Annotated in this window: 22 protein-coding genes and 1 pseudogene; 12 read left to right on the forward strand and 11 right to left on the reverse strand. The window is 69.0% G+C overall.

The annotated features are described in order from the left end of the window. Positions 1 to 67: 67 nt before the first annotated feature. A complete protein-coding gene (locus MRAB57_RS24270; protein WP_077089607.1) occupies positions 68 to 478 on the forward strand; it encodes a nitroreductase family deazaflavin-dependent oxidoreductase in 411 nt (136 codons plus the stop codon). 68 nt (positions 479 to 546) lie between these two features. Further along, on the forward strand, positions 547 to 1,479 hold the full coding sequence (locus MRAB57_RS24275; RefSeq protein ID WP_077089608.1) for a cytochrome P450: 933 nt from the start codon (positions 547 to 549) through the stop codon (positions 1,477 to 1,479). A 17-nt stretch (positions 1,480 to 1,496) separates the two neighbouring features. Here the strand turns inward: MRAB57_RS24275 and MRAB57_RS24280 are convergent, their stop codons facing one another. Continuing rightward, positions 1,497 to 2,525 carry a zinc-dependent alcohol dehydrogenase gene (locus MRAB57_RS24280; RefSeq protein ID WP_077089609.1) on the reverse strand — a complete coding sequence of 343 codons (1,029 nt, stop codon included), beginning with the start codon at positions 2,523 to 2,525 and terminating at the stop codon, positions 1,497 to 1,499. A 40-nt stretch (positions 2,526 to 2,565) separates the two neighbouring features. Here MRAB57_RS24280 and MRAB57_RS24285 point away from each other — a divergent pair, with 40 nt between their 5' ends. Beyond that, entirely contained in the window at positions 2,566 to 3,132 is a 567-nt protein-coding gene (locus MRAB57_RS24285; RefSeq protein ID WP_077089610.1) for a TetR/AcrR family transcriptional regulator, read from the forward strand. Positions 3,133 to 3,150: 18 nt separating this feature from the next. Here MRAB57_RS24285 and nadC read toward each other — a convergent pair whose 3' ends face one another. From nadC to nadA, 3 genes are read right to left on the reverse strand one after another with little or no spacing between them, the layout of a single operon-like run. Next, positions 3,151 to 4,008 carry a carboxylating nicotinate-nucleotide diphosphorylase gene (nadC, locus tag MRAB57_RS24290; protein ID WP_077090822.1) on the reverse strand — a complete coding sequence of 286 codons (858 nt, stop codon included), beginning with the start codon at positions 4,006 to 4,008 and terminating at the stop codon, positions 3,151 to 3,153. Further along, positions 4,008 to 5,696: an L-aspartate oxidase gene (locus MRAB57_RS24295; RefSeq protein WP_077089611.1), complete on the reverse strand. Its 1,689-nt coding sequence runs from the start codon at positions 5,694 to 5,696 to the stop codon at positions 4,008 to 4,010. The genes nadC and MRAB57_RS24295 overlap by 1 nt, the downstream gene beginning before the upstream one ends. Beyond that, positions 5,585 to 6,634 carry a quinolinate synthase NadA gene (nadA, locus tag MRAB57_RS24300; RefSeq protein WP_077089612.1) on the reverse strand — a complete coding sequence of 350 codons (1,050 nt, stop codon included), beginning with the start codon at positions 6,632 to 6,634 and terminating at the stop codon, positions 5,585 to 5,587. The genes MRAB57_RS24295 and nadA overlap by 112 nt, the downstream gene beginning before the upstream one ends. Before the next feature lie 46 nt (positions 6,635 to 6,680). On the opposite strand from nadA, the gene MRAB57_RS24305 reads away from it, so the two are divergent. Both MRAB57_RS24305 and MRAB57_RS24310 read left to right on the forward strand, forming a co-directional pair. Continuing rightward, complete coding sequence (locus MRAB57_RS24305; RefSeq protein WP_077089613.1) at positions 6,681 to 7,400, forward strand: NUDIX hydrolase; 720 nt, start codon at positions 6,681 to 6,683, stop codon at positions 7,398 to 7,400. A 186-nt stretch (positions 7,401 to 7,586) separates the two neighbouring features. Further along, entirely contained in the window at positions 7,587 to 8,927 is a 1,341-nt protein-coding gene (locus tag MRAB57_RS24310; protein ID WP_077089614.1) for a lipase family protein, read from the forward strand. 5 nt (positions 8,928 to 8,932) lie between these two features. On the opposite strand, the gene MRAB57_RS24315 is transcribed toward MRAB57_RS24310, so the two are convergent. The 3 genes from MRAB57_RS24315 to bioB are packed head-to-tail and all read right to left on the reverse strand — an operon-like array spanning position 8,933 to position 10,872. Further along, the gene (locus MRAB57_RS24315; RefSeq protein ID WP_077089615.1) at positions 8,933 to 9,592 is read right to left on the reverse strand and encodes a DUF2567 domain-containing protein; all 660 of its coding nucleotides are present in this window, start codon (positions 9,590 to 9,592) and stop codon (positions 8,933 to 8,935) included. Continuing rightward, entirely contained in the window at positions 9,589 to 9,816 is a 228-nt protein-coding gene (gene bsaP, locus MRAB57_RS24320; protein WP_077089616.1) for a biotin synthase auxiliary protein BsaP, read from the reverse strand. The genes MRAB57_RS24315 and bsaP overlap by 4 nt, the downstream gene beginning before the upstream one ends. Positions 9,817 to 9,834: 18 nt before the next feature. Then, positions 9,835 to 10,872 carry a biotin synthase BioB gene (gene bioB / locus MRAB57_RS24325; protein ID WP_077089617.1) on the reverse strand — a complete coding sequence of 346 codons (1,038 nt, stop codon included), beginning with the start codon at positions 10,870 to 10,872 and terminating at the stop codon, positions 9,835 to 9,837. A 130-nt stretch (positions 10,873 to 11,002) separates the two neighbouring features. On the opposite strand from bioB, the gene MRAB57_RS24330 reads away from it, so the two are divergent. The 4 genes from MRAB57_RS24330 to MRAB57_RS24345 all read left to right on the forward strand — a co-directional run bounded on the left by MRAB57_RS24330 (position 11,003) and on the right by MRAB57_RS24345 (position 15,067). Beyond that, complete coding sequence (locus MRAB57_RS24330; protein ID WP_077089618.1) at positions 11,003 to 11,194, forward strand: hypothetical protein; 192 nt, start codon at positions 11,003 to 11,005, stop codon at positions 11,192 to 11,194. Positions 11,195 to 11,507: 313 nt separating this feature from the next. Then, positions 11,508 to 13,346 carry a hypothetical protein gene (locus tag MRAB57_RS24335; RefSeq protein WP_077089619.1) on the forward strand — a complete coding sequence of 613 codons (1,839 nt, stop codon included), beginning with the start codon at positions 11,508 to 11,510 and terminating at the stop codon, positions 13,344 to 13,346. A gap of 3 nt (positions 13,347 to 13,349) precedes the next feature. Then, positions 13,350 to 13,712 (forward strand): hypothetical protein, encoded by a 363-nt coding sequence (locus tag MRAB57_RS24340; protein ID WP_077089620.1) that lies wholly within the window; start codon positions 13,350 to 13,352, stop codon positions 13,710 to 13,712. Then, positions 13,709 to 15,067: a hypothetical protein gene (locus MRAB57_RS24345; protein WP_077089621.1), complete on the forward strand. Its 1,359-nt coding sequence runs from the start codon at positions 13,709 to 13,711 to the stop codon at positions 15,065 to 15,067. The genes MRAB57_RS24340 and MRAB57_RS24345 overlap by 4 nt, the downstream gene beginning before the upstream one ends. Here the strand turns inward: MRAB57_RS24345 and MRAB57_RS24350 are convergent. From MRAB57_RS24350 to MRAB57_RS24365, 4 genes are read right to left on the reverse strand one after another with little or no spacing between them, the layout of a single operon-like run. Then, positions 15,064 to 15,570 (reverse strand): 2'-5' RNA ligase family protein, encoded by a 507-nt coding sequence (locus tag MRAB57_RS24350; RefSeq protein WP_077089622.1) that lies wholly within the window; start codon positions 15,568 to 15,570, stop codon positions 15,064 to 15,066. The two genes, MRAB57_RS24345 and MRAB57_RS24350, sit on opposite strands and share 4 nt — an antisense overlap. Continuing rightward, positions 15,570 to 16,250 carry a dethiobiotin synthase gene (bioD, locus tag MRAB57_RS24355; RefSeq protein WP_077089623.1) on the reverse strand — a complete coding sequence of 227 codons (681 nt, stop codon included), beginning with the start codon at positions 16,248 to 16,250 and terminating at the stop codon, positions 15,570 to 15,572. The genes MRAB57_RS24350 and bioD overlap by 1 nt, the downstream gene beginning before the upstream one ends. Continuing rightward, on the reverse strand, positions 16,247 to 17,395 hold the full coding sequence (locus MRAB57_RS24360; protein ID WP_077089624.1) for an 8-amino-7-oxononanoate synthase: 1,149 nt from the start codon (positions 17,393 to 17,395) through the stop codon (positions 16,247 to 16,249). The genes bioD and MRAB57_RS24360 overlap by 4 nt, the downstream gene beginning before the upstream one ends. A gap of 4 nt (positions 17,396 to 17,399) precedes the next feature. After that, the gene (locus MRAB57_RS24365; protein WP_077089625.1) at positions 17,400 to 18,716 is read right to left on the reverse strand and encodes an adenosylmethionine--8-amino-7-oxononanoate transaminase; all 1,317 of its coding nucleotides are present in this window, start codon (positions 18,714 to 18,716) and stop codon (positions 17,400 to 17,402) included. Between the two features lie 62 nt (positions 18,717 to 18,778). Here MRAB57_RS24365 and MRAB57_RS24370 point away from each other — a divergent pair, with 62 nt between their 5' ends. From MRAB57_RS24370 to MRAB57_RS24380, 3 genes and pseudogenes are all read left to right on the forward strand, one after another. Further along, positions 18,779 to 19,264, forward strand: coding sequence for a hypothetical protein (locus MRAB57_RS24370; protein ID WP_077089626.1), 486 nt, complete (start codon positions 18,779 to 18,781; stop codon positions 19,262 to 19,264). A gap of 288 nt (positions 19,265 to 19,552) precedes the next feature. After that, positions 19,553 to 20,212 (forward strand): annotated as a pseudogene (gene ripD / locus MRAB57_RS24375) (NlpC/P60 family peptidoglycan-binding protein RipD); the annotation flags it as partial. Between the two features lie 395 nt (positions 20,213 to 20,607). Beyond that, a complete protein-coding gene (locus tag MRAB57_RS24380) occupies positions 20,608 to 22,725 on the forward strand; it encodes an acyltransferase family protein (protein WP_077089628.1) in 2,118 nt (705 codons plus the stop codon). The last annotated feature ends 6 nt before the right edge of the window (positions 22,726 to 22,731 follow it).

A 22,731-nucleotide genomic window follows, 5' to 3' on the forward strand; every position in this document is an offset into this window, starting at 1 on the left:
CTGGCAGTCACGCTCTCCATTGTCCCAGAGGAACTCAACTCAATATCCGACCGGTACTGTGCGCGTTATGTCTAGGAAGGACCATCCCAACAACGCCCCGGGGTTCCCGATGGTGTATCCGACCTGGTTTGAGAACATCCAGGTCAAATATCTCAATAAGGCGCTCAAGCCGGTCGCCCGCTTCCTGCCGGGAACGGGAACCATCGAGCATCGTGGCCGCACGTCCGGCAAGACGTACAACACCATTGTGACGACCTACCGCAGTGGCAACGTGCTGGCGATCGCGTTGGGCCACGGCAAGACGGATTGGGTCAAGAACGTGCTGGCCGCGGGGCAGGCCGACCTGCGGTTCGCCCGCCGCCAGGTGCACATCACGAATCCCCGGGTCCTGCCCGCGGGCTCGGACGGCGAGGGTTTGCCCTGGCTGGTGCGGCTGCAGCTGCGCCAGATGGCGGTGTTGGTCAGCGACATCGCCTGAGCAAGCCTTCAGGCCTGTCCCATCCGGGAACTTAGTGCGCCACTCGGCTGAGAATGAGGAGCGGGCATGTGAAGCTTGCCGACTGTCCGGTCGTTCCCGCCGAGGCGGTAGCCGCCCTGAGCACGGATCGCGGCTTGGGTTGGCGCCTGGCGCGACAGGCCGGGCCCGTTTTGCGAAATCCCGAGGGAAACTGGGTGTTTGTCGTCGGACGGGATGAGGTCCTAGCGCATCTGGACGATGCGACATTGGACGCCACGCGTGCACTTCCCGAGAGCGATCTCGATGCGCACCAGGTGCTATTCGCGCCCAAATCAGCCCACGAGATCGCGGCGGCGTTCCGCCCGGAGGCCGCCGCGCTGATCGATCGCTTCGTCGCCGCCGGCGGCGGTGACGCGGTGGCCCAGGTGACCACGCCGATGGCCAGCATCGTTTTCGACATCGTGTCGCGCCTGCAGCTACTGCCCGTCGAGCAACTGAATGGGCCGTCCGGCCGTGTCTTCTACGAGGCGTGCCGCAACCTGTTCAAACACGCCAGCTGGCACCTCTTCGCGTTGGCGAGCCACCCCGAGCTGTGCGATGTGCTTCGCCGTCAGCCTGAGCTGATACGCGGGTTCGTCGAAGAGGTCCTACGGCTGGAGCCGATGGTGCCGGGTTGCCAGCGGTTTACTACCCAGCCAACGATCGTCGGTGGGGTGGAGCTGCCGCCCGGCGTGGTGGTGATGTTGTGTATCGGTGCCGTGCACCGGGACGGCAGCGACGCCATGTCCACTGATGATCTTGTGATCGGCGCTGGGGCGCACCGGCATTGGAGTTTGGGTGCGGGATCTATGCGTTGCCGTGGCGGGCACATCGTCCGGCAGGTGTTGCGCGTGCTGGTTACGGAGTGGGTCGACCGGGCCGGGCACCTTGGGCTGGCTCCGGGTTTCCGGCCGGTAGCCGGGTTCCCCAACACTCAGAACTCGTTGTGGCTGCCGGAGCTGCCGCTAGTGACGAGGGCTTAGTACCGGTCGACGGGTACTCAGGTCCTCGCGTACACCGTCTTGCCGGTCATCGTGGGCCAGGCCGAAGGGGCGTCCTCCCAGGCAACGACGCGGTCGACGGCCGGCGACAGGTCCAAGCCGCCGGCGAGTAGCTCGAGCACCTGCGGAATGACCGTGCGCGCACTGACGCGTCCGGTGACGAACCGCACGCCGCGGGTGTACATGGGCTGTAGCGGCATCTCGACTTTCGGTTGGGAGTAGATCCCCGTGTCGGTGCAGACGCCGTCCGGCCAGGTCGCGCGCAGTGCCGCCGAGAGCGCGCCCGGATCGGCCGTGGTGTGCACCGTGACCGGGTAGGAGCCCCACGATTTGTCGGGTTTGGCGACATCGTGGACCACCGCACCGAGTTTCTCGGCGGCGGCCAGCCGCTGCGGGTCGGTGTCGACGTAGTCGACCTGGGCGCCCATTGCCACGGCGAAGGCAGCCGAATACAACCCGATCGACAGCCGCCCGAGCACGAGGACGCGGCGATCGACCACGTCGAGCTTGTCCAGCTCCGCACCGAATGGTCCGACGGTCCGCCAGCCGTCGGGGATGTTGTCGGACAGGGATGCGATCGAAACGGGTTCGACCGCCTCGGGAATCGGGATCAGCATGGCGTCCGCGTACGGCACCAGCACCAGGTCCGACATGAATCCGCCACCGTCCAGGCCGGCGATCGGCGCCATCCCGTAAGCGGCCATCAATGGCACCGAGCTGCACGATCCGGTCACGCCGCGGCGGCATTCCCGGCATGCTCCGCAGTTGATCTGAAACGGCACCACAACGCGGTCGCCCGCGCGGACGCCTTTGACGTCATCGCCGACCGCGACAACCTCGGCCAACCCTTCGTGGCCCACGGCGTACCCCGGGGGCAAGGGCAACCGCCCGCGGCACACCGCGACGTCGAGGTCGCAACACGCCACCATCAGGGGCCGCACCAACGCCTGCTCTGGGGCCGTGAGCTGCGGCTCCGGCACATCCCGCCACGCGTACCGCCCGGTCTCTTCGTACGTCAGCTGCCTCATCTCAGCATTCTTGAGCGATCACTCAAGTAAAGTCAATACCGTGCCGAGACCAGATCGCAGCCGCGCAGCGCTGATCGACCACGCCACCACCCTGTTTCGTCGGCAGGGCTACGCGGCGACCGGTCTCAACCAGATCCTCGAGGGCGCCCGCGTCAAACCCGGTTCGCTGTATCACCACTTTCCGCAGGGCAAGCAACAGTTGGCCGCCGCCGTCGTCGACGCCGAAGGGAGCGGCATCGAGCAATTGCTGCGCAGATTCCTGGCGACCGGCCGACCCGCGGCCGACATCGTCGATCGGTGGATCGACCTGCTGATCGCCGGGCTGGCCGGCGACCAGCGCGACGGCTGCCCGATCGAGCCGATCGCCACGGAATCGGTGAACGCGAGCCCGCTGGTACGCGAGGCGTCGGCGCGCGCATTCCAGGGTTGGTGTGCGGCGGTCGAAGATCGGCTGCGCGCCGACGACTGGCCCGCCGCGGACGCGAAACGGGCTGCCCTCTCGGTGATCTCGCTGATCGAGGGCGCGCTGATCCTGTCTCGCATCGCGGGCGACCCGGGCGCGCTGCACGCCGCCAAGTCCGCCGCGCGCACGCTGCTGCGCGGCTAGCGCGGGCGATGGGCCCGCCTACATGTCCAGACCGACGTCGAGCACGCGCACCGAGTGGGTCAGCGCGCCGACGGCCAGGTAATCCACCCCAGTCGTGGCGTAGGCGGCGGCGTTCTCGAGGCTGAGCCCACCCGACGACTCCAGCAGCACCGCGGGGGCCCGCGCGTCGCGCCGCTGCACGGCGATCTGCGTCTCCCATACCGGGAAGTTGTCCAGCAGGATCAGCTCCGGCTTTTCGGGCAGGACCTCGTCGAGCTGCTCGAGCGAGTCCACCTCGACCTCGCAGGGCAGATCGGGCGCTGCCTCGCGAACCGCCCGCAGGGCCTCGACCACCGATCCCGCGGCCGCCACATGGTTGTCCTTGATCAGCGCGGCGTCGCCCAGGCCGAGGCGGTGGTTGACGCCGCCGCCGACCCGCACGGCGTATTTCTGCAGCGCGCGCAGGCCGGGCAGCGTCTTGCGGGTGTCGCGGACCTTGGCGTGGCTGCCGCTGACGGCCTCGACCCAGGCCGCGGTGGCGGTGGCGATGCCCGACAGGTGGCAGATCAGGTTGAGCGTGGTGCGTTCGGCGGTCAGCAAGCCCCGGGTCTCGGCGTCCAGCGTCAGCACCGACTGGCCCGGCTCGACGCGGGCGCCGTCGTCGAGGCGATCGAGCACCCGGTAGCCATCGGCGCCCAGCACCTCGTCGAGGACCAGCAGCGCGATGTCCAGGCCGGCGATCACGCCCGGCTCCCGGGGCACCATCGACGCCGTCGCCCGCACCTCGGCGGGCACCGTCGACAGCGTGGTGACGTCGGGCCCGTAGCGCAGGTCCTCGGTCAGGGCGCGCTTGATGAGGTCCTTGGCCGCGGAGAGTTCGTCGTCGGACAGCGCCATCAGCAGACCGCCGTCAGCGCCTCGGCGCATATCGCGTGGCGGTCGGCGGCCAACCGGACCACGATGCTGCGGCTTTGGTCTGGCGCGGCATCGGGGTACTCGGCCCGGTGGTGGCACCCCCGGCTTTCGTTGCGGGTCAATGCCGCCGCGGCCACCGCCCGGGCGGTCAGCGTCAACGCCACGTCCTCGAAGTCGCGACGGCCGGCCACCGCGCGGGCCCGCGCCTGCGAGAGCGTCGCGGAAAGCTCCTGCAGCCCAACGGAATTGCGCACCACCGATGCGTCCTTGGTCATCGCGGCCTGCAGGTCGCGGCGCGGCGCGGCGGTGTGCGCAATCGGGTCGGGGCCGGCCGCATCGATTCGCGCGGCCGACAAAGCGTGCTCGGCCGCGAGGTTTCCGGCGCGGCCGCCGACCACCAGGCCTTCCAGCAAGCTGTTGGACGCCAACCGGTTTGCGCCGTGCATCCCGGTGCGGGCCACCTCGCCCGCGGCGAACAGGCCGGGCAGCTCGGTCTGCCCGTGCACGTCGGTGACGACGCCGCCGCAGCTGTAGTGGGCGCCCGGAACGACCGGGATGGGTTGGCGGACGGGATCGATGCCCGCGGTCCGGCACGAGGCGGTGACGTTGGGGAAACGGCTCTCGAAGCCCGCGATCGCGCGCGCGTCGAGATAGACGCAGGGGTCGCCGGTGGCCTTCAGCCGCGCGTCGATCGCGCCCGCGACCACGTCGCGCGGGGCCAGGTCGCCCATCGGGTGAACCCCGGCGGTCACCGAATTGCCTTGCCGGTCAATCAATACCGCACCCTCACCGCGGATGGCCTCGGTGATCAGCGGCCGGCGGCCGTCAGCGCGGCCGGCGAACAGCATGGTCGGGTGGAACTGGATGAACTCGACGTCGGCGACCGGGACGCCGGCCCACAGCGCCAGGGCTATTCCGTCGCCGGTAGACCCGTCGGGGTTGGTGGTGGCGCTGTAGAGATGCCCGAGTCCGCCGGAGGCGAGGATCACCGAAGGCGCGCTGATGATCCCGATCCCGTCGGCGTTGCCCACCGACACGCCCGTGACCGCGGTGCCGTCGTGCAGCACCCGCAGCGCGACGTGGCCGGCGCGGATGTCCAGCGTCCCGGCGGCGTGGTCGAGCGCGCGCTGCACCTCGGCGCCGGTGGCGTCGCCCCCGGCGTGCACGATGCGGCGCCGCGAATGCCCGCCCTCGCGGGTCAGCGCCCACTGGCCGGGGATCGATTCGTCGAATTGTGCGCCGTGCCCGACTAATTCGGTGACCGCGCGGTAGCCGTCGGCGACGATCGAGTACACGGCGTCGGGGTCGCACATTCCCGCGCCGGCAGCCAGGGTGTCGGCGACGTGGGCCTCGATGGAGTCGTCGTTGTCGGGCAGCACCACCGCGATTCCGCCCTGCGCGTAGTGCGTCGCGGTCACGCCGTGGGTGCGGTCCGCCTTGTTGAGCACGACGACGCTGCGCCCGGCGCGGTGGGCGGCCAGCGCGGCGGCCAATCCGGCGACGCCGGTGCCGATGACGACGACGTCGGCGGAGTCCGTCCAGGTGGTGGTGCGGGCCATTATTCGCCGCCGCCCGGCTGGCCGATCTCGATCATCCGCTGCACGCTGCGCCGCCCGAGCGCCGCGATGTCCGGGTCGACGTGCACCTCGTCGGCGCCGTCGACCAGACACCGCAGCAGCGCGGCCGGGGTGATCATCTTCATGTACCGGCATGACGCGCGGTCGTTGACGGCCTGGAAGTCGACTTCCGGTGCGGCCCTGCGTAGCTGGTGCAGCATGCCGACCTCGGTAGCGACCAGGACCTTGCGCGCGTGCGTCTGGTGGGCGGCGTCGAGCATGCCGCCGGTGGACAGGATCTTCACCCGGTCCGACGGGAACGCGCCCTCACCGGCCAGGTACAGAGCCGAAGTGGCGCAGCCGCATTCGGGGTGGACGAACAGTTCCGCGTCGGGATTGGCGCGGGCCTGGTCGGCGAGTTCGTCGCCGTTGATCCCGGCGTGCACGTGGCACTCGCCGGCCCACACGTGCAGATTCTCGCGGCCGGTCATGCGGCGGACGTGGGCCCCGAGGAATTGGTCCGGGCAGAACAGCACCTCGCGCTCGGGGTCGATGGACTCGACGACGTCGACCGCGTTCGACGAGGTGCAGCAGATGTCGGTGAGCGCTTTAACGGCCGCGGTGGTGTTGACGTAGGAGACGACGACGGCGTCGGGATGCTCGTCCTTCCAGGCCCGCAGGTCGTCGGGCGTGATCGAGTCGGCCAGCGAGCAGCCGGCCCGCTGATCCGGGATGAGCACGGTCTTGTCGGGGCTGAGGATCTTGGCGGTCTCGGCCATGAAGTGCACGCCGCAGAACACGATGGTGCCCTCGGCGGCGTCGGCGGCGATCCGCGACAGCGCCAGCGAATCGCCGACGTGGTCGGCGACGTCCTGGATGGCCGGCAGCTGGTAGTTGTGCGCCAGCAAGGTGGCGCCACGCAGGTCGACGAGGCGGCGAATCTCCGCGGCCCACGCCGCGTCGCCGTCCACGCCGTGATAGCCGGTGGGCGAATCGGTGATGCTGGCGACCATGTCTTCGGCGAGCGTGTCCATGCGGTTCACGACCGTCATGGCGGCTCCTTTCGGACGAGGAGGTTTTCGACTTATAATCGAAAACATGCCCAATGGTAGCACCGCGCACGAAGTGCTTGCGGTCGTGTTCCAGGTTCGGGAGGGTTCCGAGCAGGTTACGGGAGCCCACCGAGCAGTAAAACCGCAGCTAAACGTGCTGCTATGGCAACGCGCCCAGGATCCGCAGCGCGGCGCGTGGTCACTGCCGGGTGGCAAATTGCGCAACGACGAGGATTTGACCACTTCGGTGCGCCGGCAATTGGCCGAAAAGGTCGATCTGCGCGAGCTCGCGCATTTGGAACAGCTCGCGGTGTTCTCCGATCCGCATCGGGTGCCGGGGCCCCGGATGATCGCGACAACCTTCCTGGGGCTGGTGCCCTACCCCGCCACCCCGGAGCTACCGCCGGACACCCGCTGGCACCCGGTCAGCTCGTTGCCGCCGATGGCGTTCGACCACGGCCCGATGGTGGCTCACGCCCACACCAGGCTGGTCGCCAAGATGTCCTACACGAACATCGGATTCGCCTTGGCGCCAAAGGAATTCGCGCTTTCCACGCTGCGTGACATCTACTGCGCGACGCTGGATTATCAGGTCGACACGACGAACCTGCAACGCGTCCTGGTCCGCCGCGGCGTCATCACCCAGACCGGCACCATCGCGCAGTCCGGCCGCAGCGGCGGCCGTCCCGCGGCGCTGTACCACTTCACCGACTCGCGGCTGAGGGTCACCGACGAATTCGCCGCGCTGAAACCGCCGGGGTCCTAGGCCGGCTTTTCATCCCAACACCTCGCGCCGGCGGAAAGGCCAGCAATCCCCGCGCCGGTACATTGGGCTGCGGTACGGCGCTGGGGAGCCGCAGGGGAATCGAGAAATGGCTCACAGCACGGCCACGACGTTTTGGTTACCACCCGTTCATGCGCGAAAATGCCAAACGGCCTAGAAGGGAACTCAATGTCTGAGCTCGGCAATTTGGCGGGGACGAGCGGCGCGGAGTGGATCGGTCGGCCGCGACACGAGCAATTGCAGCCCAAGGCGCATCCGGTACTGCCCTGCGACGACCCGTTCTATCAGCCCCCCGAGGGCTTCCAGCACGCAGATCCCGGCACGGTGCTGCGCTCCCGCGAGGTCGAGGTGGCCTTTCTGGGCCTGATTCCGCAGCCGGTGACCGCCGTCCAGCTGCTGTACCGGACCACCGACATGAACGGCGACCCGGAAGCGTCCGTGACGACCCTGATCGTCCCGGCCGAGCGCGCCGCCGGGCACGTCAGCCCGCTGCTGTCGTACCAGTGCGCCATCGACGCCATGTCGTCGCGCTGTTTCCCGTCCTACGCGCTGCGCCGCAGGTCGAAGGCCCTCGGGTCCATCGCCCAGCTGGAGCTGCTGCTGATCGCCGCCGCCGTCGCCGAGGGCTGGGTGGTGTCGGTGCCCGATCACGAGGGCCTGCGCGGCATGTGGGGGCCGCCGTTCGAGCCCGGCTACCGCATCCTGGACGGCATTCGCGCCGCCAAGAACTCCGAACACGTCGCGGTGGCGCCGACGGCGCCGATCGGGCTGTGGGGCTACTCCGGTGGCGGACTGGCCAGCGCCTGGGCCGCCGAGATGTGCGGCAAATACGCGCCAGAGCTGGACATCGTCGGGGCCGTGCTGGGATCTCCCGTCGGCGACCTGGGCCACACCTTCCGCCGGCTCAACGGCGGCCTGTTCGCCGGGTTGCCTGCGCTGGTGGTGGCGGCGCTCTCGCACGTCTACCCCGGTCTGGACCGCGTCATCAAGGAGCACACCAATGACGAGGGCCGCGCCCTGCTGGACCGGCTCGAGTCGATGACGACCAGCGGGGCCGTGCTGCACATGGCCGGCAAGAACATGGCCGACTATCTCGACGAACCGCTCGAAGACACCCTCGCGAGGCCGGAGGTCAAGCAAGTCTTCGACAACATCAAGCTGGGCGCCGAGGTGCCGACTCCGCCGGTGCTGATCGTGCAGGCCGTGCACGACTACATCATCGACGTCCACGACATCGACCGCCTGGCCGAGTGGTACTCGGCCGCCGGCGCCGACGTGACCTACCATCGCGACGCGTTCAACGAGCACATCTTCATGCACCCGCTGTCGGCCCCGATGGCGCTGCGCTGGCTGACCGACCGGTTCGCCCGCCGCCCGCTCAAGGACCACCTGATCCGGACCGCCTGGCCGACGATGTTCAACCCGATCACCTACGCCGGCATGGTGCGGCTCGGCATCATCGCGGCCAGGGTCATCACCGGGCGAAAGATCCGCCGCCGCCCGCTATGACGCGGCTATGAGACGGCGGCTTCCGGGGCTTCCGGGTTGACCGCCAGCGGCTGCGGCTGCCAACCGGCCGGCGGGAACGCGCCCAGGTCGTCGCGAGCGTTGCCGGCCGCCAGCGCCGCGTAGACCAGCGCCGCGATGGCCGCCGCCCACACCAGGGTGGCCGCGATCTGCAGCGGCCCGTGTCCGAAGAACACCGGCGGCGCCTCCACCACGTAGGCCACCGATGGCTTGCCCGACAGCGCAACGGCGTCGACGTTCACCGCGCCGTACCGCAGCCGCACCAGCACCGCGCCCACGCCCGACGCGGCGCCGGCGGCGATCAGCATCCCCAGCGACAGCCCGATGACCATTCCCGGCCCGCGATGTGCGCGCCACTGCCACACCAGCACCGTCGTGACCACCGCGAGGATGGTCAGCAGGCCCAGCATCAGGCAGGGCACGTCGAAGAAGTGGTCGGATTCGGTGCCCAGGTAGTCGTGCACCCGCTCGCCGCCCCGCGTCATCGCCACCACGAGATGGATCGGCGGCGCGATCCAGGCCCACAGGCCGCCGACCACGACGCCGGCCGCCAGGAGCCCGAGCACCACCAGGACCGTCGCGCGGCCCCGGGGCGTCGCCGGCGCGCCGACGGGCTCGGCGACCACGGTCCCCGCCTGGTCGGTCATCGCTGTGCCTCCAGGTCGGTCGAGTCCACCTGTCCGTGCCGCGAGCACTGGGCGCGCCAGCCGTCGGGGCGGACCTGGACGATCATCCGGCGTCCGCACTCGGCGCAGAACCGGGGCGGTTCGAGGCCCAGCTGGGCTGCCGTGGGCATCGTGGTACCGCCCAATTCCCCCGTGTAGACGTTGTAGATGCCGGCGCTGACCGGAGCACCCAGATCGCCAATCACGACTCTCAAACCTAGCTGCTAGAGGCTGGCGTTGAGCCCCTTGAGGGGCATCTGCAGGTCGTCGAGCAGCTGCAGATCGGCCTCGGCGGGGCGGCCGAGGGTGGTCAGGTAGTTCCCGACGATCACAGCGTTGATGCCGCCCAGGATGCCCTGCTTGGCGCCCAGGTCGCCCAGGGTGATCTCGCGGCCACCGGCGAAGCGCAGCATCGTCCGCGGCAATGCCAGGCGGAACGCGGCCACCGACTTCAGCGCCTCGGATGCCGGCAGCACCTCCAGGTCGCCGAACGGCGTGCCGGGGCGCGGGTTCAGGAAATTCAGCGGCACCTCGTCGGGGCCCAGCTCGGCCAGCTCGGCGGCGAACTCCGCGCGCTGCTCCAGGGTCTCGCCCATGCCCAGGATGCCGCCGCAGCACACCTCCATGCCGGCGTCGCGCACCATCGACAGCGTCTCCCAGCGCTCCTCCCAGGAGTGCGTGGTGACCACGTTGGTGAAAAACGACCGGGCGGTCTCGAGGTTGTGGTTGTAGCGGTGCACACCCATCGCCGCCAGCTCCTCGACCTGCTCGGCGGTCAGCATGCCCAGCGAGCAGGCGACGTTGATGTCGACCTCGTTGCGGATGGCCTCGATGCCGGCCGCGACCTGGGCCATCAGCCGCTCGTCGGGTCCACGAACGGCCGCAACGATGCAGAACTCGGTGGCACCGGACTTGGCGGTCTGCTTGGCGGCCTCGACCAGGCTGGGGATGTCGAGGCGGGCGCTGCGCACCGGCGACGCGAACAGGCCGGACTGGGAGCAGAAGTGGCAGTCCTCCGGGCAGCCGCCGGTCTTGAGGCTGATGATGCCCTCGACCTCGACCTCGGGACCGCACCAGCGCATCCGTACCTCGTGGGCCAGCGCCAGCAGCTCCTCGAGCCGCTCGTCGGGCAGCTGCAGGACCTGCAGCACCTGGTCTTTGCTCAATCCCTCGCCGCCCTCGAGCACCTGCTGCCGGGCTACCGCCAGGATGTCGGCTTCGCCGTCGGCCTCGGTTTTCGGTCGAGTTGCCGCTTGAGTCACCAGGTACTCCCCTGCATCGTCGTCGTGTGCGCGTCACGCACCTGCCGCCCGTCAAGGCAGCCTCGATAAAACGTGTTCAAAGTAGGGTAACGGCCTGAGAACCTGAGGACCGCCGGGGTATACGACCACCATGACCACTGCGCACGTCGACTTCGTGGCACATCACTGGATTCTGTTGGCGGCGCCGGCGTTCTTGCCCGCGGTGATCGTCGTCGGCGTGGTCTTGTACATCGCCCTGCGGGACCGGCGCGAGGGGAAGGACGGCGATGGCGACGAACCGCCCGCCCCCGACACCGGTGCGGCCGACCAAAAGCGCGACTGACGAACGCTGATTGCCCTTCGATTAATCCGCTGCGTTGTTCACCCGAAGGCCCAATATGGCGTGGTAAGCGCAGGCTCAGAGCGTTATTGGCACATGTTCTAATTAATACAACTGTTCACCCAAGCATTGCATCAAAAGGCTACCAGTGGGTAACCTACAGACTTCTAGGTCCCATGCCGGCGCGAGAGGTCGGTCACGGTGCCCAGGAGCCGATGCGGCTCGTAAAACGCGTGATTGACTGCTATTCGGATTGGGCATTCCGGTCAAGCAGTCGGATCAAATCTCCCGGCACAGCCGGGCACGGTTCGGAGGTATGACAGTGACGTCGACACAGATGACATTCCTTGCCGAGCCATCGGCGCGGGGCGCGGGTCTCAACCAGGTGATCGGGCTTTCGATCGCCGCATTGGTCATCACGCTGATCATGCTGTGGGTGGGCCATGCGCACCGCACCCATCGCATCCAGTGGTTGACGCGGCTCGCGGAGAAGCTGGGCGAGAAATTTCACCGGCCGAGCTGGGTGGCGCTACCGGTGCTGGTCTTCACCACGTCGATCATCTGCGCCCTGTTCGGGTTCATCTGGGATGTCAGCTGGCATATCGGCAACGGGCGAGATCCCGGCCCGCTGGCCAACCCCGCGCACTACTTCATCATTATCGGCCTGTTCGGAATCTTCCTGGGCGGCATGACTGCGATCGTCCTGCCCTTCGACAAGCCCGGCCCGGCGGCGGTGCGCATCACGAAGAACTGGCACGCGCCGGTCGGCGGCATCTTGATGGCGGCTTGCGGGTTGTACGCCATGACCGGATTCCCGCTCGACGACATCTGGCACCGCATTTTCGGGCAGGACGTCACGCTGTGGGGTCCAACGCATTTGATGATGATCGGCGGCGCCTGCTTCTCATTGTTCGCGGTCCTCATGCTGGAGCGCGAGGGCGAGGCCGACGATGCCGAGGAAGTCCACCACGGCATTTTCATCACGATCCTGCGCTACCTGTCCTTCGGCGGAATGTTCATCGGCCTGTCGGTGTACCAGATCGAGTATGACTTCGGCGTCGAGCAGTTTCGGCTGGTCTTGCAGCCGATGATGATCGCCTTCGCGGCGGCCCTGGCCGCCGCCGCCGCCCGCATGACCATGGGCCGCGGCGCCGCGATCATTGCGGCGTTGTTCGCCATCGCGCTGCGCGGCGGGGTTGCACTCCTGGTAGGCCCGGTCCTGGGCGCCCCGATCAACTGGTTCCCGCTGTATCTGGGTCCCGCGCTAGTTGTCGAGCTGGTCGCGTTGACCCCATTGTTTAAGCGCCCCCTCCTATTTGGGGCCGTCTCCGGCCTGGCGGTGGGGACCGTCGGGCTCTGGCTGGAGTCGCTGTGGATTTCGACGGTCTACCACTACCCGTGGCCGGCGAGCATCTGGTTCGAGGCGCTGGCGATGGCTGTCCCCGTTTCGGTGCTGGCCGGAATATGCGGCGCGATGTTCGGCATGGTGCTCACCGGGCAGCGACTGCCCGGCCGCCGCATCGGCATCGCGGTGGTGGTGGCGACCGTTCTCGTGGTCGGCGGCGCAGTGGCCAACGGGTTACATATTCTTGTGCCACAACAGAATCGCGCGACTATCACGCTGACCGAGCTGCCGAGTGCGCCCGGGCAGCGCATGGTGTCGGCCGATGTGCAGATCCGGCCGGCCGACATGGTGAGCGCCCATCCGGACTGGGTGACGATCCTGTCCTGGCAAGGCCGCATGGATAACCAGCGCGGCCTGGTGATCGACCGGCTCGACCGCGTCGGCCCGGGGCACTACCGGTCCACCCAGCCGGTGCCGGTGTGGGGATCGTGGAAGACGCTGCTGCGGGTGCAGGACGGCTACACGATGACAGGTGTCCCGATCTACGAACCGGCCGATGACGCCATCCCGGCGGCCGAGGTTCCGGCGCTGTCGGCGATCGACCGGCCGTTCGTGCAGGAAGTCACTATTCTGCAGCGCGAGCGCGACCAGAATGCCCCGGCCTGGCTGTTCACCGCCGGTTCGATACTGGTGCTGATCTTTTCGTTGATGGTGATCGCCGCCCTGACGTGGGGCGCCGGCCGGCTCAACAATTCCTTGTCCGAGCCGGAGCCGGTCGACGAAAAGCAACCATTCCCGAAAGCGGCCTGAGGCATGGCATTTCGCAACATCGCCGTCACGGTGTGGGCGGCGGCATTGACGTGCGGCCTAGTGGCCTGCGGCGGTTCACAAAACCCGCCCCCCGCGGCGGCCCTCGACGTCAACGTCACCATCGCCAAGGGCCAGGTCACCCCCACCAACGCCACGCTGCAGGCAAAAGTCAAGCAGCAGATCACCTTTCATGTGACCAGTGATGCCACCGACGAGCTGCACGTGCATTCGTCACCGGACCACAAGTTCGAGATCGCGGCCGCGCCCAACCAGACGTTTCAGTTCAGCGTCGACGTCCCGGGGAACGTGGAAGTCGAACTGCACCACCTGGATCGCACGATCGCGACCATCCAAGTTCAACCGTGACCGGTGATCATGCGGCGATCTTGGCGCATGGTCTGGGCGGGTCCGGCGATTTGCCCGTGCCCTACATGTACGCGATGGTGGGAGCCGCGTGGGCGCTGACGTTCACGTTCGCGCTGATCGCATTCGCCTGGCGGCGGCCACGATTCGACCCGGAGAAGCCCGGCCGCCCGCTGCCCAGGCTCACCACCCTGGTTGACGCCCGCGCGACGCGCTGGGCCGCGGTGGGCATAGCGCTCGCGTTCACGATCTGGGTGGTGCTGGCCGGCTTCCTGGGCCCGCAGACGCAAAACAACGCCCTGCTCGGAACGTTCTACGTGCTGCTGTGGGTCGGATTGGTCGCCGTGTCAGTGCTTTTCGGGCCGGTGTGGCGAGTGATCTCCCCGATGCGCACCGTCTATCTGCTGCTGCGGTGCACCGTCCCGAGCCGGTTGAGCCGGGCCCGGTGCTCGTATCCGGAAGGCTGGGGCTACCGCCCGGCGGCGGTGGGCCTGTTCGCCTTCGTCTGGATGGAGCTGGCGAGCCCGAATTCGGCGTCGCTGCAGTGGGTCCGAACGTGGCTGCTGGTCTACGCGGTGGTGTTGCTCGGCGGGGCGTGGTTGTGCGGGCAGCGGTGGCTGGCCAGGGCCGACCCGTTCGGCGTGTACAGCATGGCGGTCTCGCGGCTGGCGCCGTTTCGCCGCTCGCCGACCGGTGCGATCGTCATCGGCAACCCGTTCGACCACCTGCCGTCGCTGCCGGTGCGCCCCGGTGTGGTGACGATGCTGGCCGTGCTGCTGGGGTCGACCGCCTTCGACAGCTACTCGGCCTCGCCGACCTGGCGCAACTTCTCCGACGCGGTGTCCCGCTCCGCCCACGGCGTACCACCGACGCTGGCGTCGTCGGGACTGAAGACCATCGGGCTGATCGTCTTCATTTCCGTTGTCGCACTGACTTTTTCGCTCGCGGCACGGGCGACCGGCGGGCTGGACCGCGAGCAACGCCGAAAGCTGCCTGGGCAGATGGCGCATTCGCTGGTCCCGATCGTCGTGGGCTACATCTTCGCGCACTACCTGTCCTATCTGGTGGAGCGCGGGCAGCAGGCCGTCATCGCGCTGGCCGATCCGTTCGGCCAGGGCTGGAACCTGTTGGGGCTGGCCCACGCTCACGTCGCCTACGTGTTGTCCGCCCATCCCCCGGTGCTGGCCGGCGTCAAGGTGGCCTACGTGGTCACCGGGCACATCGTGGCGGTGATCGCGGCCCACGACAAGGCGCTGCGGCTGCTGCCCAAGGGCCATCAGCTCACCGGGCAGCTCACCATGATGGTCGTGATGGTCTGCTACACCTTCACCGGCCTGTACCTGCTGTTCGGCGGCTAAAGCGGGTGCTCGACGCGCTTGTTGCCGTCCCAGCGGCGCAGGCCCGCGAAACTCCCCTCGAGCTGCGACGGCCGGCCCGCGATGTGTAGCGCGCGGCCCAGTTGCGCATCGCCGACGCGGCGGGCCAACGTGACGTGTGGAGTCCATTGCCCGGGCAGCGAATTGGGCAGCGGCGCGGGCGCCAGATGCGGACCGCAGAGCCGGTGTACCTCGGCGTGCAGGCTCAGCAACTCGCCGGTCGGGACGATCAGCCGCGCGAACACGGCGCTGGTGCGGCCGAACAACAATGGAGCGCCCACGGCGCAGCGCAGCGGGAGCCGTTTGCTCACCGGTCCCAGCAGCTCGTCGACCTCGGCCGAAATGCTTCCTGCGACAGCCAGTGTGACGTGGGGGCGGCTCGCCGGGGCCTGACTGGGGATCCCGGCGCCGGCCAGGTCGTCCCAGATGTGACGGATCGCGGCCTCGGTGTCGGGGTCGAAGACCAGCTCGATCGAATGGACCATCAGCCGGCCAACGTGGTGACCCATCCGCGGTCGAACGCCTCGGCGCTGAGCGCCACGAAGTCGTCGACACTGAGCGCGCCGGCCCCGGCCGGCAGCGTGGCCCGCACCGGGGCAAGCCGATCCAGGGCCGACCGGTTCGAAGTCTCCACCACCCCGGGTTGCGCTGGCCAGCTGCCGATCACTAGCCCGGCACACGAAATGCCATGTGCGGCAAGCGCTTCCAATGTGAGTGCGGTGTGGTTGAGCGTGCCCAGCTGCGCGCCGACCACCACCAGCGCCGCTGCGCCCAGGTCGACGGCGAGGTCGCGCAGCGTCACGCCCGCGTCGGCGAGCTCGACCAGCAGCCCGCCCGCGCCCTCGACCAACGTCAGCCGCCCCGGGCGGTCCAGGCCAGCGATGAGCCCGAGCAGCTGATCGCGGGTAGGCAACGGCTTGCCGGCCTGCTCGGCCGCGGCGGCCGGCGCCAGCGGCCGCGGATATCTGGCCAGCCCCGCGAGCTCTTTCACTCCGGACAAGCGGCCGACCTCGGCCAGGTCGTCGTCGCCGGAGTCGGTGCCGGTCTGCACGGGTTTACACACCGCCACGTCGATGCCGGCCTGCCGGGCGTGCGACGCCAGCGCGGCAACCGTGACCGTCTTGCCGACCTCCGTGCCGGTGCCCGTGACGACCAGGACGGTCAACGGCGCGCCACCGCGAGGACATCCGTCAGCACCCGGCGCGCCAGCTCCATCTCGGCGGCGTCCAGGGACGCGCGCGCCGTCAGCCGCAGCCGCGACGTTCCGGCGGGCACGGTCGGCGGCCGGAAGCAGCCCACCCGTACGCCCGCGTCCAGGCAGGCCGTCGCTGCGGCGACCGCCACCTCCGGCTGCCCCAGGATCACCGAGACCACCGCCGACGGCGGCACCTCGGGCACGTCGCAGATCTCGGCCAGCTCGCGGGCATGCCGCAACACGGCGTCGGGACGCCACGATTCGGTCTGCAGCAGGTGCAGCGCGGCCAGCGCGGCGCCGACGGCGGCCGGCGCCAGGCCGGTGTCGAAGATGAACGGCCGGGCCGCGTCGATCAGGTGCGCGCGCACCTCCGCGGGCCCCAGCACCGCGCCGCCCTGGCTGCCCAGTGCCTTGGACAGCGTCGTGGTCATCACGATGTCGGGCGCGCCGGCCAGCCCGGCCTCGTGCAGCAGGCCGCGCCCGCCGCCGCGCACACCCAGCCCGTGCGCCTCGTCGGCGATGAGCAGCGCCCGGTGGCGGCGGCACACGTCGTGCAGTTCGCGGATCGGAGCCAGCGTGCCGTCGGCGCTGAAGACCGAGTCGGTGATGACGACGGCGCGCTCCTCGTCACGCGCGGCCAAGGCGGCGTCCACGGCGGCGACGTCGCGATGTGGCGTCACCACCACGCGCGCCCGCGACAGCCGGCAGGCATCCACCAGCGACGCGTGCGAATGCGCATCGGAAACCAGCAGCGAACCCGGGCCGGACAGGCCGACGACCGCGCCGAGGTTCGCCGTGTATCCCGACGAGAACAGCAACGCCGACGACGCGCCGACGTAATCGGCAAGCTCGGATTCAAACTGCTGGTGCAGCTCGGTGTCGCCGGTCACCAGCCGGGACCCCGTGGCACCTGCACCCCAAATGCGCAGTGCCGCAACGCCTCCCTCGATCACGTCTGGATGCTGGGACAGGCCTAGGTAGTCGTTGGAGGCCAGGTCGAGCTCCGTCGCCACGGCCGGACGCGGGCGCAGCGACCGACGCAGGCCGTCCTGGCGGCGCTGCTGTTCAGTCGCCTCCAGCCAGGCCAGCGGGGAAGCCTCGATCGGTGCCTTCATCGCCCTAAAGACTACGAGAACCGCTCAGCCTGGCGACCTCGACCATCGCCGAGGTGATCCGGGCGATGTCGCGCGGCCCGCAGATGTAGGGCGGCATCGCGTAGATCAGGTTGCGGAAGGGCCGCAGCCAGACGCCGTTGTCGAGGGCCCTTGGCGTGGCCAGGGCCAGGTCGACGGGCTGCGCGCACTCGATGACGCCGATCGCCCCGCACACCCGCACGTCGGCGATGCCGGGCAGCGCCCGGGCGGCTTCGAGGCCCGTCGCCAGCCCGGACGAGATCTCGGCGACCCGCGACCGCCAGTCCTGGGCCAGCAGCACCTCGACGCTGGCCACCGAGACCGCGCAGGCCAGCGGGTTGGCCATGAAGGTGGGGCCGTGCATCAGCGCGCCGGCCTCGCCGCTGCTGATGACCTGCGCGATGTCGGCGGTGCACAGGGTGGCGGCCAGGCTGAGATATCCGCCGGTCAGCGCCTTGCCGACGCACATGATGTCCGGGCTGACCCCGGCGTGGTCGGCGGCGAACAGCTCGCCGGTGCGGCCGAAGCCGGTGGCGATCTCGTCGAAGATCAGCAGCACGTCGTGCCGGTCGCAGAGTTCGCGCAGGTCGCGCAGGTAGCGGGGGTCGTGGAAGCGCATGCCGCCGGCGCCCTGCACGACGGGTTCGACGACGACCGCGGCCAACTCGGACGCGTGCGCGGTGAGCTGCTCCTCGAACGCGGCGCTGTAGGCCGCGTCGTAGTCGCGCGGGACCTGCGGTGCGAACACCTGGTGGGCCAGCACGTCGGTCCACAGCGAGTGCATGCCGCCGTCGGGGTCGCAGACGCTCATCGGCGTGAAGGTGTCGCCGTGATAGCCGCCGCGCCAGGTCATCAGCCGGTGCTTGCCGGGCTCACCGCGGCTGCGCCAGTACTGCAGCGCCATCTTCACCGCGACCTCCACCGACACCGAGCCGGAGTCGCTGAAGAACACCGTCTGCAGGCCGTCGGGCGTGATGTCCACCAGCAGCTGCGCCAGCCGCGCCGCCGGTTCGTGCGTCAATCCGCCGAACATGACGTGGTTCATGGTGCTGAGCTGGGCCTTTAGCGCCTCGTCGAGGACCGGGTGGCCGTGGCCGTGAATCGCGGTCCACCAGGAGCTCATCGCGTCGAGCACCTCGATCTGCTCGCCGTCGCGGACCAGCGTCAGCCAGGCGCCGCGGGCGCCGACGGCCACCACGGGCGCGATCGCCTCGGCGCCGATGGTGCTGTAGGGATGCCACAGGTGAGCGGCGTCGATCGCGCTGATTTGCTCGGGCGTCAACCCGGGTGTCGCCGCAGGCATAGAGACCGAGCGTAAAGCAGCCGGGTCGCACAAATGGCGGCCATCGGGGAGCATCTATCGGCATGGCGTTGCCGTACCCGTTCGACGACTCCGAGCGCGCCGACTCCAACCGCGCCCCGCACGAGTCCGGCAACCCCGGCGAGTTCCGGCCGGTTCCCTACGGCGCCAATGAATCCGGCCAGGAGAAGTCGCGCGTCATTCGCCTCCGGGTGGCCCCGTGGGACGTGATCGCCACGATCACGCTGGTGGTCCTGCTGCTCGTCCTGGCCACCGCAACGACGTGGCCGACAAGGCTCTACGGCTTCCTCTCCGACGTGTGCACCGGAGAGGAATGTGGTCTGGTGCCCTACGGCGTCGACATGTACATCTACCCGGTGGTGTGGGGCGGCATCGGCGCGGCGATCGCCGCGGCCGGCATCGGCCCCTTCGTGTCGCTGCTGAAGGGCTGGTACATGTCCTTCTGGCCGGTCTTGTCGCTCGCCATCCTGATGGGAAGCTCGGTCGTAGGCGACTTCATCACCGTTTTCAGCACCCGATACTGGCACTGAGCGGGTAGCTCCGGCGCGCGGCGGCCGTCCTGACCGCTGCCGCCCCGGTGTGAGACCGAAATCACAACCGCGCATACCGAATTCGGCGCTCCAGTCACCATCCGGTCACGGTCCGACAAAAAATGCCCCAGCGGCCTCACCAGGGGTTTTCCCAGCTCGACTTCTGGGGTAGAAGTTTCTGTAGTGACTGGTGTGATTCGACGACGTCGAGGTCGTCGCATGGGTCAGAAACGGCGGCAGCGGCGCGATACGGCGCCGAGGCCACCCACAGAGAGGTTGGAAACTCCGATGAAACGCATTTACGCCTTCGCCGTCGGCCTGGCCATCGCGGCCGCCCCGCTGGCCGCGCCCGTTGTGGCGAGCGCTGACCCGGGCACCCGGCCGATGGACAACTCCCAGCAGGCCACCGACACCGTGGTGATGCGCGGACTTTCGCAGCGCGGCGTGCCGTTCTCGTGGGCTGGCGGCGGCATCAACGGCCCCACCCGCGGCACCGGCACCGGCCTCAACACCATCGGTTTCGACGCCTCCGGCCTGATGCAGTACGCCTACGCCGGCGCCGGCTTGAAGCTGCCGCGCTCCTCCGGCGCGATCTACCGGGTGGGCCAGAAGGTTCTGCCGCAACAGGCCCGCAAGGGCGACATGCTCTTCTACGGCCCCGAAGGCACGCAGAGCGTCGCGATGTACCTGGGTAACAACCAGATGCTCGAGGTCGGCGACGTGGTGCAGGTCTCACCGGTGCGCGCCAACGGCATGACGCCGTACCTGGTCCGGGTGCTGGGCACCCAGCAGGCCCCGCTGCAGCAGGCGCCGCTCCAGCAGCTGCCCGCCCAGCAGGCACCGGCGCAACAAGTGCCGGCGCAGACGCTGCCCGGCCAGCAGGCACCGGTTCAGCAGGCCCCGGTCCAGCAGCTACCGGGTCAGCAGGCCCCGCTGCAGCAGGCGCCGGTCCAGCAGGCACCCGTGCAGCAACTGCCCGGACAGACGTTGCCCGCCCAGCAGGCGCCGCTCCAGCAGCTGCCGGCACAGCAGGCACCGCTACAGCAGCTACCGACGCAGCAAGTGCCCCTGCAGCAGGTGCCGACCCAGCAGACGCTGCTCCAGCAAGCGCCCGTCGGCACCACCCGGTAGCCCGGTAGCTTTCGCCGGGCCGCTTTCCAGGGCTCCCGACAACCCGCCCCTTGTTCCCCCGCCGACCGTGTTGACGCTCGGCGAGCCCGCTGAGCAGCCCCGCTGCCGATGCGAGCGGTCGGGAGCAGGTGGCGGGTTTCGGTAAATTAGCGGGCGATCATGCCGCATTCGCCCCCGCCCTCGCCCGCCGCCACCCACCCGGGATCGGCGCGATGAAGACACGGTCGACGGGCTTCTACCGGTACGACCTGGACGGCTTGCGGGGCATCGCCATCGCGCTGGTCGCGGTGTTCCACATCTGGTTCGGGCGGGTGTCCGGCGGCGTCGACGTGTTCCTGGCGCTGTCCGGATTCTTCTTCGGCGGCAAGGTCCTTCGCGCCGCCCTGAACCCCGCCGTATCGCTCTCGCCGGTGGCCGAAACCATCCGGCTGATCCGCCGCCTGGTCCCCGCCCTGGTCGTCGTGCTGGCCGGCTGCGCGGTGCTGACGATCCTCGTGCAACCGCAGACGCGCTGGGAGACCTTCGCCGACCAGAGCCTGGCCAGCCTGGGCTACTACCAGAACTGGGAGCTGGCCAACACCGTCTCGGATTACCTGCGGGCCGGTGAAGCGGTCAGCCCGCTGCAACACATCTGGTCCATGTCGGTGCAGGGCCAGTTCTTCATCGGCTTCCTGCTGCTCGTCACCGGCTGCGCGTACGTGTTGCAGCGCCTTTTTGGGGGCCGACAGGCCCCCTACCTGCGGACCGGCTTCGTCGTGCTGCTGAGCGCGCTCACGGTGGCGTCGTTCGTGTACGCGATCGTCGCGCACACCGACGACCAATCGATCGCGTACTACGACACCTTCGCCCGAGCGTGGGAGCTGCTGCTCGGCGCGCTCGTCGGCGCCCTGGTCCGCTACATCCGCTGGCCGATGTGGCTGCGCACCGCCCTGGCCACCGTCTCGCTGGCCGCCATCGTGTCGTGCGGCGCGCTGATCGACGGCGTCAAGGAATTCCCGGGGCCGTGGGCGCTGGTGCCCGTCGGGGCCACGATGCTGATGGTCCTGGCCGGCGCCAACATCGAGGCGCACCCGTCGACCGGCGGCCGGCTGCCGCTGCCGAATCGGCTGCTGTCCACCCGGCCCATCGTGGAGCTGGGCGCCATCGCGTACTCGCTGTACCTATGGCACTGGCCGCTGCTCATCTTCTGGCTGTCCTACACCGGCCACAAGCACGCCAACTTCCTCGAGGGCGCCGCGGTGCTGCTGGTCTCCGGGGTGCTGGCCTACCTCACCACCGAGCTCGTCGAGGACCCGCTGCGCTACCGGGCCCCGCAGGGCGCCGCGTCGCCGCTCCCGGTGACCTGGCACTCGCGGCTGCGCCGCCCGACGATGGCGTTGGGAACCGCGGTGGTGCTACTGGGCGTCACGCTGACCGCGACGTCGTTCAGCTGGCGCCAGCACATCACCGTGCTGCGGGCCGCCGGCAAGGAACTGACCGTGCTCAACCCGCAGGACTACCCCGGCGCGCGCGCCCTGACCGAACACGTGCGGGTGCCGTCGCTGCCGATGCGGCCCACGGTGCTGGAAGTCAAGCTGGATCATCCCGCGTCGACCAGGGACGGCTGCATCAGCGACTTCGTCAACCCGGCGGTGGTCAACTGCGTCTACGGCGACCTCGCGTCCGACCGCACCATCGCGCTCGCCGGCGGCTCGCACGCCGAGCACTGGCTGCCCGCGCTCGACCTGCTCGGTCAGGTGCACCACTTCAAAGTGGTGACGTATCTGAAGATGGGCTGCCCGTTGTCGACCGAGCAGGTCCCGCTGATCATGGGCAACAACGCCCCATACCCGCAGTGCCGCGAATGGGTGCAGCGGACCATGGCCAAGCTGGTGTCCGACCGACCCGACTACGTGTTCACCACCACGACCCGGCCCTGGAACATCAAGTCCGGTGATGTGATGCCTGCCACGTACATCGGCATCTGGCAAACGTTATCCGACAACAACATTCCGATTCTCGGCATGCGCGACACGCCATGGCTGGTGAAAAACGGCCAGCCGTTCGACCCCGCGGATTGCCTGGCCAAGAGAGGCGGCAGCGCGCAGTCCTGTGCGATCAAGCGCTCCGATTTGCTCTCCGATCGCAACCAAACTCTGGATTTCGTCGGGCAATTCCCGCTGCTCAAGGTGCTCGACATGTCGGACGCGGTGTGCCGTAGCGACGTCTGCCGTCCCGTCGAGGGAAACGTGCTGATCTACACCGGCGCTCACCACATCACGCCGACGTACATGAAGACGATGGCTCACGAACTCGGCCGGCAAATCGCGGCCGCCACCGGATGGTGGTGATCGACG

This window comes from Mycobacterium rhizamassiliense, from assembly GCF_900157375.1.
GTDB lineage: Bacteria > Actinomycetota > Actinomycetes > Mycobacteriales > Mycobacteriaceae > Mycobacterium > Mycobacterium rhizamassiliense.